The organism is Amycolatopsis echigonensis (assembly GCF_014174495.1).
GTDB classification, from domain to species: Bacteria; Actinomycetota; Actinomycetes; order Mycobacteriales; family Pseudonocardiaceae; genus Amycolatopsis; species Amycolatopsis echigonensis.
On the sequence record NZ_JACJHR010000051.1, the window covers coordinates 14,876 to 28,038 of the forward strand.

The 13,163-nt window shown below is 70.8% G+C and carries 13 protein-coding genes; 9 read left to right on the forward strand and 4 right to left on the reverse strand.

Annotated features, from left to right (window positions below):
• The first annotated feature begins 40 nt into the window (after positions 1–40).
• From H5411_RS29615 to H5411_RS29630, 4 genes are all read left to right on the forward strand, one after another.
• Entirely contained in the window at positions 41–2,287 is a 2,247-nt protein-coding gene (locus tag H5411_RS29615) for a polyribonucleotide nucleotidyltransferase (RefSeq protein WP_183125717.1), read from the forward strand.
• A 164-nt stretch (positions 2,288–2,451) separates the two neighbouring features.
• Positions 2,452–3,816 carry a M16 family metallopeptidase gene (locus tag H5411_RS29620; RefSeq protein ID WP_183125718.1) on the forward strand — a complete coding sequence of 455 codons (1,365 nt, stop codon included), beginning with the start codon at positions 2,452–2,454 and terminating at the stop codon, positions 3,814–3,816.
• Positions 3,813–4,562, forward strand: coding sequence for a 4-hydroxy-tetrahydrodipicolinate reductase (gene dapB, locus H5411_RS29625; RefSeq protein ID WP_101440539.1), 750 nt, complete (start codon positions 3,813–3,815; stop codon positions 4,560–4,562). Before H5411_RS29620 ends, dapB begins: the two co-directional genes overlap by 4 nt.
• Positions 4,559–5,008: a tetratricopeptide repeat protein gene (locus H5411_RS29630; protein WP_167442110.1), complete on the forward strand. Its 450-nt coding sequence runs from the start codon at positions 4,559–4,561 to the stop codon at positions 5,006–5,008. Before dapB ends, H5411_RS29630 begins: the two co-directional genes overlap by 4 nt.
• A 38-nt stretch (positions 5,009–5,046) precedes the next feature.
• Here H5411_RS29630 and H5411_RS29635 read toward each other — a convergent pair whose 3' ends face one another.
• Positions 5,047–5,562, reverse strand: coding sequence for a YqaA family protein (locus tag H5411_RS29635; protein WP_183125719.1), 516 nt, complete (start codon positions 5,560–5,562; stop codon positions 5,047–5,049).
• A 153-nt stretch (positions 5,563–5,715) separates the two neighbouring features.
• Here H5411_RS29635 and H5411_RS29640 point away from each other — a divergent pair, with 153 nt between their 5' ends.
• Complete coding sequence (locus tag H5411_RS29640; protein ID WP_167442109.1) at positions 5,716–6,192, forward strand: GtrA family protein; 477 nt, start codon at positions 5,716–5,718, stop codon at positions 6,190–6,192.
• On the opposite strand, the gene H5411_RS29645 is transcribed toward H5411_RS29640, so the two are convergent.
• The gene (locus H5411_RS29645) at positions 6,182–6,736 is read right to left on the reverse strand and encodes a GNAT family N-acetyltransferase (RefSeq protein WP_183125720.1); all 555 of its coding nucleotides are present in this window, start codon (positions 6,734–6,736) and stop codon (positions 6,182–6,184) included. The genes H5411_RS29640 and H5411_RS29645 overlap by 11 nt on opposite strands.
• A gap of 50 nt (positions 6,737–6,786) precedes the next feature.
• Here H5411_RS29645 and H5411_RS29650 point away from each other — a divergent pair, with 50 nt between their 5' ends.
• Complete coding sequence (locus H5411_RS29650) at positions 6,787–8,001, forward strand: winged helix-turn-helix domain-containing protein (RefSeq protein WP_183125721.1); 1,215 nt, start codon at positions 6,787–6,789, stop codon at positions 7,999–8,001.
• A gap of 762 nt (positions 8,002–8,763) precedes the next feature.
• On the opposite strand, the gene H5411_RS29655 is transcribed toward H5411_RS29650, so the two are convergent.
• Together H5411_RS29655 and H5411_RS29660 are read right to left on the reverse strand one after the other, a co-directional pair.
• Complete coding sequence (locus H5411_RS29655; RefSeq protein WP_101441393.1) at positions 8,764–9,639, reverse strand: DUF4097 family beta strand repeat-containing protein; 876 nt, start codon at positions 9,637–9,639, stop codon at positions 8,764–8,766.
• A 287-nt stretch (positions 9,640–9,926) separates the two neighbouring features.
• Positions 9,927–10,454: a toxin-antitoxin system HicB family antitoxin gene (locus H5411_RS29660; protein ID WP_101440534.1), complete on the reverse strand. Its 528-nt coding sequence runs from the start codon at positions 10,452–10,454 to the stop codon at positions 9,927–9,929.
• An 84-nt stretch (positions 10,455–10,538) separates the two neighbouring features.
• Between H5411_RS29660 and thyX the strand changes: the two genes are divergently transcribed.
• The 3 genes from thyX (at position 10,539) to H5411_RS29675 (ending at position 13,108) form a co-directional block, all read left to right on the forward strand.
• Positions 10,539–11,297: an FAD-dependent thymidylate synthase gene (thyX, locus tag H5411_RS29665; protein WP_183125722.1), complete on the forward strand. Its 759-nt coding sequence runs from the start codon at positions 10,539–10,541 to the stop codon at positions 11,295–11,297.
• A 10-nt stretch (positions 11,298–11,307) separates the two neighbouring features.
• A complete protein-coding gene (locus H5411_RS29670) occupies positions 11,308–11,706 on the forward strand; it encodes an ACT domain-containing protein (protein ID WP_101440532.1) in 399 nt (132 codons plus the stop codon).
• Between the two features lie 160 nt (positions 11,707–11,866).
• Positions 11,867–13,108, forward strand: coding sequence for an Nramp family divalent metal transporter (locus H5411_RS29675; RefSeq protein ID WP_183125749.1), 1,242 nt, complete (start codon positions 11,867–11,869; stop codon positions 13,106–13,108).
• Positions 13,109–13,163 lie beyond the last annotated feature (55 nt).

Genomic DNA, 13,163 nt, shown 5'->3' on the forward strand with positions numbered 1-13,163 from the left:
ACTCACGCCGTACGAAGGAACCAAAGAGGAGATTGACCATATGACCGACTCCACCGGAGTCACCGTGTTCGAAACCGAAGCCGTTCTGGACAACGGCCGGTTCGGCACCCGCACCGTCCGGTTCGAGACCGGCCGGCTCGCCAAGCAGGCCGCCGGCGCCGTCGTCGCGTACCTGGACGAAGAGACCATGCTGCTGTCGGCGACCACGGCGTCGAAGCACCCGAAGGAGCACTTCGACTTCTTCCCGCTGACCGTGGACGTCGAGGAGCGGATGTACGCCGCCGGCCGCATCCCGGGCGCGTTCTTCCGCCGCGAGGGCCGCCCGTCGACCGACGCGATCCTCACCGCCCGCCTGATCGACCGCCCGCTGCGCCCGTCCTTCGCCGACGGCCTCCGCAACGAGATCCAGGTCGTCATCACCGTCCAGAGCCTCAACCCGGACGACCCGTACGACGTGCTGGCGATCAACGCCGCGTCGGCCTCGACCCAGATCGCCGGCCTGCCGTTCTCCGGTCCGGTCGGCGGCGTGCGCGTCGCGCTGATCGAGGGCCAGTGGGTCGCGTTCCCGACCTGGCCGCAGCTCGAGAAGGCCACCTTCAACATGGTGGTCGCCGGCCGCATCGTCGGTGACGACGTCGCCATCATGATGGTCGAGGCCGAGGGCACCGAGCACACGCTGGACCTGATCGCCGAGGGCGGCAAGGCCCCGGACGAGGCCACGGTGGCCGAGGGCCTCGAGGCCGCGAAGCCGTTCATCCGCGTGCTGTGCGAGGCGCAGCAGCGCCTGGCCGCCGACGCCGCGAAGCCGACCGGCGAGTTCCCGCTGTACCCGGCCTACCAGCCGGACATCTACGAGGCCGTGGCCGCGATCGCGTCCGACGAGCTGGCCAAGGCCCTGCAGATCCCCGGCAAGCAGGAGCGCGACGCCGCGACCGACGAGGTCAAGGCCGCCGTCCTGGAGAAGCTCGGCCTCGGCGAGGGCGAAGCCTTCGAGGGCCGCGACAAGGAGGTCGGCGGTGCGTTCAAGGCGCTGACCAAGAAGATCATGCGCACCCGCGTCCTCACCGAGAAGATCCGGATGGACGGCCGCGGCCTGACCGACATCCGCCAGCTCTCGGCCGAGGTCGCCGTGGTCCCGCGGGCGCACGGTTCGGCGCTGTTCGAGCGTGGCGAGACCCAGATCCTGGGCATCACCACGCTGAACATGCTCCGCATGGAGCAGCAGATCGACTCGCTGTCGCCGGAGACGACGAAGCGCTACCTGCACCACTACAACTTCCCGCCGTTCTCCACCGGCGAGACCGGCCGCGTCGGTTCGCCGAAGCGGCGCGAGATCGGCCACGGCATGCTCGCCGAGCGCGCCCTGGTCCCGGTGCTGCCGAAGCGGGACGAGTTCCCGTACGCGATCCGCCAGGTCTCCGAGGCGCTGGGCTCCAACGGCTCCACGTCGATGGGCTCGGTCTGCGCGTCCACCATGGGCCTGCTCAACGCCGGCGTGCCGCTCAAGGCTCCGGTCGCGGGCATCGCCATGGGCCTCGTGTCCGACGAGGTCGACGGCGAGACGCGGTATGTCGCGCTGACCGACATCCTGGGCGCCGAGGACGCGCTGGGCGACATGGACTTCAAGGTCGCCGGCACGAAGGACATCATCACCGCGCTGCAGCTGGACACCAAGCTGGACGGCATCCCGTCCGAGGTGCTCGCGGCCGCGCTGAAGCAGGCGAAGGACGCTCGCCTCACCATCCTGGACGTCATCGCCGAGGCGATCGACGGCCCGGACGAGATGAGCCCGTACGCCCCGCGCGTCACCTCGGTGAAGATCCCGGTCGACAAGATCGGCGAGGTCATCGGCCCGAAGGGCAAGATGATCAACTCGATCACCGAGGAGACCGGCGCCGACATCTCGATCGAGGACGACGGCACGATCTACGTGGGCGCGGCCGACGGCCCGTCGGCGGAGGCGGCGATCGGCAAGATCAACGCCATCGCCAACCCGCAGCTGCCGAAGGTCGGCGAGCGCTTCCTGGGCACCGTGGTGAAGACGGCCGCGTTCGGCGCGTTCGTCTCGCTGCTGCCGGGCAAGGACGGCCTCGTGCACATCTCGAAGCTGGGCAACGGCAAGCGGATCGCGAAGGTCGAGGACGTCGTGAACGTCGGCGACAAGATCCGCGTCGAGATCGCCGACATCGACAACCGCGGCAAGATCAGCCTGATCGTCGTCAAGGACGACGACGCGGCGAAGCCGGCCGAAGGCGACGCCGAGGCGGAGAAGGCCGAAGCCAAGTAACACCCGCAGTCCCATCGAGGGCCTCCTGCCCCACCCGGGCAGGAGGCCCTCGCTGCGATCCGCCCCCACGCTGTCAGACTTCGCCTCACTCAAGCGAACCGCGGGACTTGAAGGCGATCCCGCCCGCGACGGCGGAGCCGGCGCAATCCAACACAGAGGTTTCATTGGCACGGCAGGTTTCCGGGCACGAGCAGCCCGTCGGCACCACCCGTACGCTCGAGTCCACTTCGGACGGTGCGGTCGTCAAGCGGAGCGTCCTGCCCGGCGGCCTGCGGCTGATCACCGAGCACGTCCCCGCGTCCCGTTCGGCGACGGTCGGCCTGTGGGTCGGCGTCGGTTCGCGCGACGAGCCGGCCGCGGTCGCGGGGGCCGCGCATTACCTGGAACACCTGCTGTTCAAGGGAACCGCCAACCGCGACGCCACCCAGATCGCCGAAGAAATCGACGCGGTGGGCGGCGAATTCAACGCCTTCACGGCGAAAGAGCACACCTGCTACTACGCCCAGGTCCTCGACGCGGACCTGCCACTGGCGCTCGACCTCGTCACCGACGTGGTCTTCGAAGCGCAGTGCGCGGACCGCGACATGGACATGGAGCGCAGCGTCGTCCTCGAAGAGATCGCGATGCGCGACGACGACCCGGAAGACCTGCTGCACGAGGAGTTCGTCAGCGCGATCCTCGGCGACCATCCGCTGGGACGTCCGGTGCTGGGCACGGAAAAGTCCATCACCGAGATGTCTCCGGTAGCGCTGCGGGGTTTCTACCGCCGTCGCTACACCCTGCCGCGGATGGTGCTCGCGGTCGCCGGGAACGTCGAGCACGCGCAGGTGCTGCGGCTGGTGAAGCGAGCGCTGAGGGACCGTCTCGGCGGCACTGCGACGCCGGTCGCGCCGCGGTCCGGCCGTGCGCGGCTGAAGACGGTGCCGAAGCTGGCGCTGCACCCGGACGACACCGAGCAGGCGCACATGATGCTCGGTTTCCGCGCGCTGCCGCGCCACGACGAGCGCCGGTTCACGCTTTCGGTGCTCAACGCGGCGCTCGGCGGCGGCATGAGTTCGCGGCTGTTCCAGGAGATCCGCGAGCGGCGGGGCCTGGCGTACCAGGTGTATTCGTCGGTGGCGAGCTACGCCGATCTCGGGCACATGTCGGTGTACGCGGGCTGCCAGCCGGAGCGGCTGGGCCAGGTCGCGGGCGTGATCCGCGAGGTGCTCGACTCGGTCGCCGCGGACGGGCTGTCCGACGCCGAGGTCGCGCGCGCCAAGGGGCAGCTGCGCGGCGGGCTGGTGCTGGGCCTGGAGGACACGTCGTCGCGGATGTCCCGGATCGGCAAGAACGAGCTGAACTACGCCCGGTACCTGGGCGTCGACGACACGATCGCGCGGATCGACGCGGTCACGACCGAAGACGTGTGTGCGCTCGCTCGCACTCTGCTGCGCCGCCCCGGCGGGGTGTCGTCCGCGGCGGTGGTGGGGCCGTACGCTCACGCCGACGACCTGCCGGACGATCTGCACGAGGTGATCGCGTCATGACCGAGTCCCCGATCCGCGTCGGCGTGCTGGGCGCGCGCGGCCGCATGGGCGCCACCGTGGTGAAAGCCGTGGAAGGCGCCGCGGACCAGGAACTGGTGGCCGCGCTGGACGCGGGCGACGATTTCGCCGCCCTGGAAAAAGCCCAGGTGGTCGTGGACTTCACGCATCCGGACGCGGTGATGGACAACCTGCGCTGGCTGATCGCGCACGACCTGCACGCGGTCGTCGGCACCACCGGGTTCAGCGAGGAACGGCTGGCCGAACTGCGCGGGCTGCTGGCGGACAAGCCGTCGGTGGGCGTGCTGATCGCGCCGAACTTCGCGCTGGGCGCGGTGCTGGCGATGCGGTTCGCGGCGCAGGCGGCGAAGTTCTACGCCTCGGCCGAGATCATCGAACTGCACCACAACCGCAAGGCCGACGCCCCGTCCGGCACCGCCGCGCACACCGCGCGGATGATCGCCGCCGCCCGCGCCGAGGCCGGCCTCGCTCCCGGTCCGGACGCCACGACGTCCGAAATGGACGGTGCCCGCGGCGCTTCCGTCGAGGACGTCCACGTGCACTCGGTCCGCCTGCCGGGCCTGGTGGCGCACGAGGAAATCCTGTTCGGCGGCGAGGGCGAAACCCTGACCATCCGGCACGATTCGCTGGACCGGACGTCGTTCATGCCGGGCGTGCTGCTCGGCGTGCGTTCGGTGGTGTCGCGTCCCGGCCTGACGGTCGGCCTGGAGAACGTGCTCGACCTGTGAAAGCCCGTAATTTCGCGTTGCTGATGACGGCGGCGCTGGTCGTGTACCTCGTCCTGCTGGCGGACCGGGCCGTGGCGCTGCTCGGCACCGGGACGCCGGCCGGGATCGCGCTGGGCATCGGGGTGTTCCTGCTGCCGCTGCTGGGCGTGTGGATCGTCGTGATGACGTGGCGGTCCGGCATGCAGATCCAGCGGCTGTCGCGGCGGCTCGACGCCGAGGGCGGCCTGCCGGACGTGTCGGACCTCCCGCGCCGCCCGTCGGGCCGCGTGGACCGCGACGCCGCGGACGCGTGGTTCGACGAGCGCCGCGCGGAAGTCGAGGCGAGCCAAGAAGATTGGCGAGCCTGGTACCGGCTGGCGTACGCGTACGACATCGCGGGAGACCGGCGGCGGGCGCGGGCGACGATGCGCAAGGCGATCGAGCTGGAAGCCGCGGAGCGCAAGTAAACGCTGGCTCTCGCGGCTCTCCCGGCTCCCGCAGCGGGCTAGTGCAGCCAACCGGCGAACAGCGCGGGCGAAGCCGCCAGCAAGCTGAACCGCACCCACCGTCCGGCCAGGCCCGCGGCGACGAACGTCGACAGCCGCATCCGGACCATCCCGGCGAGGACGCTCGTCGCCATGAACGGGGGCAGCCCGACGAGCGAGCTGACCCCGTATGTGCCGGTCATCCAGTGCGGATGGCGCTGGCAGCGTTCGCGCAGAGCCTCGATCTTGCTCCGGATCACCTTGGTGCGCAGCTGCCAGCGGACCCGCCGCGGCGTGAGCGGGCGTTCGCGGTGCAGCCGGTCGTGCAGGACCTTCGGGAGCCGGATCGAGCCGCGCGCGGCCAGGTAGTACAGCAGTTTCCCGGCGATCTGGCCGACCGCGACCGCGCCGCCCAGCCACAGCCAGTGCACGCTGTGCTGGCTCGCGCAGAGGCCGATGACGAAGAGCTCCGCGTTGACCAGCGGCACGATCGCCGAGCCGAAGGCGACGCCGAGGGTCAGGAGCACCCATCCCATCGCGTCACCCCCTCCGTGTCCCTGCTCACCCCAAAGCTATCAGCCATCACGAAAAGATCACGGGGGTTAACCCCACTCTTTTCCTGGGCGCCAACCCCAGAAGATCACCTGGCCGACCGCTCTCGGTCACCTTCTGCTGCCACTCTCGGACAGGTGCCTGAGGTGCCCCTCGCCGACCGTTTCGCCGGACTGTGCGCCGCGGTCGTGCGCGTTCTGCCGTTCGGACTGTCGCGGATCGTCGCGCCGAGTTTCCTCGGTTTCGCGGTGATCAACGGCTTCACGTTCGGCGTCGACCTGGTGCTGCTGACGTTGTTCCACGGCGGGCTGAAGTGGCCGGTGTGGCTGTCGATCAGCGTCGCGTACGTGGTCGCGTTCGGGTTGAGTTTCGTGTTGAACCGCGCGCTGAACTTCCGTTCGCACGCGCCGGTGGGCCGCCAGGCGGTGCTGTACGCGGTGGCGATCGCGGTGAACTACGTGGCGTTCCTGCTCGGGCTGGGTGCTGGATTGGCCGCGTTGGGTGTCGAATACCACCTGTCGCGGCTGATCGCGGGGGCGTGCGAGGGCGTGTTCATGTACTCGGTGATGCGCTGGGTGGTCTTCGCGAAGCGCGAAGAGCCGGTCACTGTGTGAGTTCCAGGTCCAGCGTGCCGGTGAGCCGGACTTCGCGCAGGGTGCCGCGGCCGGTGTCGAGGGTGCGGACGGTGCCGTCGGGGGACCAGCCGGCGCGGCGGTAGAAGCCCAGCGTCGCGTGATCGGACTGGGCGACCCAGGTGATGCCGCGGCTGAGCCCGTTCGCGCGCAGGTCGGCGGCGGCGGTCGCGAGCAGCCGTCCGGCGTGCCCGCGGCGGCCCCAGCGCGGCTCGACCACCAGCGACGCGATCAACCCGGGAGCGTCCTCGGGCGCCGATCCGTCGGCCGCGGCGGCCTCGTCCTCCGGGGCCGGGCCCGCGACGCAGTAGCCGACCGTGAACGAGCCCTCGGTGGCCAGGTAGACGCGGGAATCGGGGTACTCGATCGTCTCCGCCCAGGTGCCCTCGAGATCGGCCTTGTCGAGCTCGTCGATGGCTTGCTCGCCCAGGAGCCCGGCGTAGGCGGCCCGCCAGGTCAGCCGCTGGATGCGGGCGATCTCCGCGGCGTCGGACGGGTTCGCGGGACGGACTTCGGCGGCACTCACGCGGGCAATGTACCGAAACTGTCGGGGGTGGCTGGCACCATGGCGGAATCATGCAGACGATCAGCCTTTCCGTCGCCCGCCGCACCGCTCTGGCCGCGCAGGGATTCGCCGACCCCCGGCCCGCCTCGGCCCCGACCCGGCGGCACCTCGCCAAGGTGCTGTCGCGGGTCCAGTTGCTGCAGCTGGACTCGGTGAACGTCGCCGTGCGCGCGCACTACATGCCGCTGTTCTCGCGCCTGGGCCCGTACGACCCGGCGCTGGTCGACGACGCCGCCTGGAGCCACCGCGCGCGCCGGCCGCGGCTGCTGGTCGAGTCGTGGGCGCACGAGGCGAGCCTGCTGCCGATCGAAGACTGGCCGCTGCTGCGGTCCGGCGCGAAACGGGACGGCTGGTGGCGCAATTACACCCGGGTGGTCGACACGATGCCCGGCCTGCTCGACGACGTGCTGGCGGTCGTGAAGGAACACGGTCCGATCGGGGCCGGGGCGATCGAAAAGGAGCTGGAAACCGAGGCGGTCCGGCGCGGGCCGGGCGCGTGGTGGGAACGCTCGGTGGTGAAGAAGGCGTGCGAGTACCTGTTCGGCGTCGGCCAGCTGAGCACTGGCACGCGGCGGTCTTTCGAGCGGCTGTACGACCTGACTGAGCGAGTGGTGCCGCCGGAGATCTTGTCCCGCAAGGTTTCCGCGGACGAAGGTGCCCGCGGCCTGATCGACCGCTCGGCGCGGGCACTGGGCGTGGCAACGGAAACCGACCTGCGCGACTACTACCGCCTGGGCCCGGACGTCACCCGGCAAGCCGTGCAGGAACTGGTCGAGGAAGGCGTCCTGGAGCCGGTCCAGGTCGCCGACTGGCGCGCGGTCGCGTACCGGCACGCCGAAGCGCGCACGCCGCGGGCAGTGCCCGGACGGGCTTTGCTGTGCCCGTTCGACCCGCTGATCTGGGAACGCGCGCGGACCGAGCGGTTGTTCGGCTTCCGGTACCGCATCGAGATCTACGTCCCGGAACCCAAGCGGGTGCACGGGTACTACGTGTTCCCGTTCCTGCTGGACGGGGAGCTGTCGGCGCGAGTGGACCTGAAGTCCGACCGGGCGGCCGGGGTCCTGCGGGTGCAGGGCGCGTTCGCCGAGCCCGGAGCCGACCAGGCGAGGGTGGCGGCGGAGCTGGCGGGGGAACTGCGGACGATGGCGGAATGGCAGGGACTGGACGGCGTCGCGGTGGGGGAGCGGGGTGATCTGGCCCGGGCATTGCGGCGCGCGGTGAAGTGAGCGGGGGTTGGTGAGCGTTGGTGCCGGGGAGAATCGGCATTGCTGCTCACGGCATCCCGCGCGCTCGGGAGCTAGATGGCGGTGTCGGGGGCGCGGTGACCTGGGGGCTTTTGAGTGTTGGTGCCGGTGAGAACGGGCGTTGCCGCTCACGACGCCCCGCGTGCTCGGTGCCTAGATGGCGGTGTCGGCGGCGCGGCGATCTGCGGGGCTTGTGAGCGTGGGTGCCGGGGAGAACCAGCGTTGCAGCTCATGGTGCCCTGCGCGGCCTGGGTGCCGGTGTTGGCGGCGTGGGGGCTTGGGGGCTTGAGTGGTGCCGGGGAGAACCGGCGTTGTCGCTCATGGTGCCCCGCGCGCTCGGGAGCTAGATGGCGGTGTCGGCGGCGCAACCTGCGGGCCTGTGAGTGTCTATGCCGGTTAGAACCGGCATAGACACTCACGACTCCTGAGGGGTTTCCGCCGCAGGGGCGGAGGTATGGGCGCGCGGAAGTCGTTATAGCGGCCAGATTCGTTGGCGCGGCAGAAAAGTCGTTGTGGCGGCTGGGCTGGGCACGCGAGGAATCCGAGCCGCGACGGCTCTGGCTGGCGCACGGGGAAACGCGCCCCGTCGGCTTTCCTTGGCACACAAGGGATTCCCGGACAGCGCGAAGCGGCGGGCCACCCGGAATGCTCCGGTGCGGCCCGCCGCCTCCCCCTTGCAGCCGTCCGCTCGGCGCACCCGGGGTCGTGGAGTGACGGGTGTGTCGGCCTGAGCGGACGGGATGGTCAGCCCGCCGCGCGGGTCACCACCGCGTTGCCGGTTCCGGTGCGGGCGCGAACTTTCAGCGCGACCGCGCCCTCCGGCGGCGTGTCCGACACGTCCAGCTCGCTCGAAACCCGCCCCGCCGCCGACGCTAGTTCCACTTCCGCCCGCACGCCGCTCCGGATGCCGACCCGCACCTCGCCCGAGCCGGTGATCAGTTCGAGCGACCCGGACGCCGCGTCGGCCACCGACAGGTCGCCGCTGCCGGTGCGGGCCATGACGTCGCCTTCGACCGCGCCCAGCCAGACGTTTCCGGTTCCGGTGCCGAGCGTCGCCGGGCCGGAGATCGACGCCGCCTCGACCGAACCGCTTCCGCTCCGCAGCTGCAGTCCGGCCAGGGTCGGGCCGAGTTTCACGGCTCCGGTTCCGGTCCGGATGGTGGCCGCGCCGTCCGCGCGTTCCAGCGTCACCTCGCCGGACCCGGTGAGGATGTCCGCGCGGCCCGCGGTGCCGGTCACCGTGACGTCCGCCGAGCCCGCACGCACTTCGAGGTGCGACCCGGCCGGCGCGTGAACCGTGACCGCCACCGGAACGTTCCGCAGCTGCCACGCCTTCGCCGCCCGCACGACGACCCGGTTGCCGGTCTTCTCGATCCGCGCCTGCCGCACCGCGTCGGCGACCGAAAACTCCGGCATGCCGCCGAACTGGTCCCCGAACTTCTCGCCGACCCACGACAGCAGGCTGCTGACGCCGTTGACCCACGACGGCTGCTCGCCCGCGTCGTGCTGCAGCCGCACGGTCACCCCGGACTCCCGCCCGAGCACGACCTCGACCCGCCCGATCGTGACGCCGAGGTCCAGCTCGACCGGACCGTCCGCCTCGAAGTCCTGCAACCGCACGTACGGACCCGGTTCCGCGGAATCCGAGCCGGTTCCCGCCGAGGCGTCCGAAGCCGCAGCGGCCGTTGAACTGTCCGAAGTGGACTCAGCGCTCGAGGCCCCGGTCCCGCCCGCCTCGCCCGATGCCCCTTCGCCCGCGGAGGGCTCGCTCGCCGCGCCGTCGGCAGCAGTGCCGGACGCGGCTTCCGAGGGCGTTTCGCCCGCGCTCCCGAAACCCGGCTCCCCAACCCGGTCTTCGGTGTTCTTCCCCTGGTCTTCCCGGTTCTCGCCCATGGTGATGCCCCCTTCTAGCCTTCGACCCAGCCGTGCAGCTTGGTCTCGGTGCGGCCCCCGCCGCTGCCGCTGTCGTGCCAGCGCTGGTGCCGTTGCTGGTGCTGCTGCGCCTGGCCGAGCGCCCCCTGCACGGCCTGCGCCACGAAGGTGTTCAGCGAAACCCCCTGCGCGGCCGCGGCCTGTTCGGCCTGGCCCTTGATCTGCTCGACCAGCCGCAGCGTGATCCGCGAGATGTCGCCGCCGTCGATCGGCGGGGCGGGAGGCGGCGGTGGCGGGGGAGGCGCGGAAGAAGAACGGTCCTCGCCGCCGGTGACGACCACGCGCACGTCCCGGCCGTCCAGCCGGACGTCCACGACCTGGCCGGGCAGCGCGGCGGTCACCTCGGCCGCCAGGTCGGCCAGCGCGTTCATCAGCGTCAGCCGGACCGCCGGTTCCAGAGCAGACGACAGCAGTGCGGCCGCCCGCCGGGTCTGCTCGTCCCCGGCGGAGGCCGTGCTCGCGAGGTCTTCGCGAAGGTTCGCGATATACGGCGTCAAGTCCATGACACCACTATGGCGTCACGAATGACGTCACGTCAAGGCACGGTGATGTCACCCGTGCCGCCGGGTTAGGCTGGCGGAGCCGACATGAGGGGAGCGAGACCGGTGCCGCCCAAGGTGCAGCTGATCGCGAAAACCGAGTTCTTCCCGCCCGAGGACGTGCCCTGGTCCACCGACGCGGAGGGAGGCGAAGCGCTCGCCGAGTTCGCCGGGCGCGCCTGCTACCAGTCCTGGGAGAAGTCCAATCCCGCGACCGCGACCAACGCCGGGTATCTCGAGCACATCATCGACGTCGGCCACCTGGCCGTTCTCGAGCACGGGACGGTCACCTTCTACTTCTCCGGGATCTCCCGCTCGCTCACCCACGAGCTGATCCGGCACCGGCATTTCTCCTACTCCCAGCTGTCGCGGCGCTACGTTCCCGAGCGCGACGCCGAGTTCGTCGAGCCGGACGTCATCGCCGAAGACCCGGTGCTGCACGAGAAATTCGTCAAGGCCACGCAGGCCAGCGCGGCCGCTTACGACGAGTTGCTCGCGGGGCTGGAGGAGAAGTTCGGGGACGCGCCGAGCGCCACCCTGCGCCGCAAGCAGGCGCGCCAGGCGGCCCGCGCCGTGTTGCCGAACGCGACCGAAACCCGCATCGTCGTCACCGGCAACTACCGCGCCTGGCGGCATTTCGTCGCGATGCGCGCCACCGAGCACGCGGACGTCGAGATCCGTTCCCTGGCCGTCGAATGCCTGCGGCAGCTGCACAAAGCGGCGGCCAACGTGTTCGCCGACTTCACGATTTCAACCCTGCCCGACGGCACCGAGATCGCCTCGAGCCCGAAGGTGCTGGAAGGCTGACACCACCCTGATGAAACACCTGACGATCGACCTCCGCCCCGGTCCGTACTCGGTGGTGCGGCTGCCCGCCGACGCCGCCGTCCCCGCTGAACTGCTCGAACCGGGCGAACCCGCGCTCGTGTCGGTCACCCGCACGCCCGACGAGCTGTCGCTGATCTGCCCCGCCGGCCGCGAACCCGAGGGCGGCACGGTCGAGGAGGGCTGGCGGCTGTTCACCGTGCGCGGGCCGCTGGAATTCACCCTCACCGGCATCATTTCCGCGCTCGCGTCGGAGCTGGCGGCCGCGGGCGTCGCGCTGTTCTCGCTGTCCACCTTCGACACCGACCACATCCTGGTGCCCTCCGACGACCTCGACCGGGCCGTGGCGGCGTTCCGCGAGGCCGGCCACGAAGTGCTCCTGCCGGCCTGACCAAAGTCCGTGAAGGACTCTCTGCGGGAATCAGATTCCTACAAGGAGCCCTTCACGGACCTTCAGCGGCGGGAGGCGTGGCTCAGCACACCCTTGCTCAACAAAGTTCGGCGCGCCTAAACTTTGAGTTGGGGTGACCGATACCAGGAAGTGGGCGCACATGGCGGTGGCGGAAGCGGCACGTCCGCGCGGCGTGGCCCGGCTGCGGGCCGGCTGGGCGCTGCTCGGACCGGCGTTCGTCGCCTCCGTCGCGTACGTCGACCCGGGCAACGTGGCGGCCAACGTCAGCGCCGGCGCGCGCTTCGGCTATCTGCTGGTCTGGGTAATCGTCGCGGCGAACCTGATGGCCCTGCTGGTGCAGTACCTGTCGGCGAAGCTCGGGCTCGTCACCGGCCAGTCGCTGCCGGAGGCGCTGCGCGACCGGCTCTCCCGCGGCGCTCGGCTCGGCTACTGGGCGCAGGCCGAGATCGTCGCGATCGCCACCGACCTGGCCGAGGTCGTCGGCGGCGCGATCGCGCTCAACCTCCTTTTCGGACTCCCGCTCGTCGTCGGCGGGCTGATCACCGGACTCGTGTCGCTGGTGCTGCTCGCGGTGCAGGACCGCGGCGGCCAGCGCCCGTTCGAACGCGTCGTGACCGGCCTGCTGGTGGTGATCGCGGTCGGGTTCCTGGCGAGCCTGTTCGTCGAATCCCCGTCGGCCGCCGGGATCGCGAACGGCCTGATCCCTCGCTTCAGCGGCGGCGACAGCGTGCTGATCGCGGCCGCGATGCTCGGCGCGACGGTCATGCCGCACGCGGTGTACCTCCACTCCGGACTCGTCCGCGACCGGCACGGCACGCCGGAACCCGAAGGCCGCCGGCGGCTGCTGCGGGCCACCCGCTACGACGTCGGGTTCGCGATGCTGCTCGCGGGCGCGGTGAACCTCGGCATGTTGCTGGTGGCGGCGACGAATCTTCAAGGACAGCAAGGCGTCGACTCCATCGAAGGCGCGCACGGAGCGGTCGCCGCCGCGCTCGGGCCGGGGGTCGCGCTGCTGTTCGCGATCGGGCTGCTCGCGTCCGGGCTGGCATCGACCTCCGTGGGCGCGTACGCGGGTGCGATGATCATGCAAGGCTTGCTGCGCAAGAGGATTCCGATCGTGGCGCGCCGGCTCATCACGCTCGCCCCGGCGATTGTCGTGCTGGCGCTGGGAGCCGATCCGAGCGCGGCGCTGGTGGTGTCGCAGGTGGTGCTGTCGTTCGGCATCCCGTTCGCGCTCGTGCCGCTGATCCGGCTGACCGCGGACCGCGGCCTCATGGGCGCGGACGTGAACCGCCGCACCACCACGGTGTTCGCCGCCGCCGTCGCGGGCGTGATCATCCTGCTCAACGTCGTGCTCATCGCGCTCACCTTCACCGGCTGAGCGAGTCCTCACCGGACGGAACCGGCAAGGCCGCGCCGCGGTCGGACTAGCATCT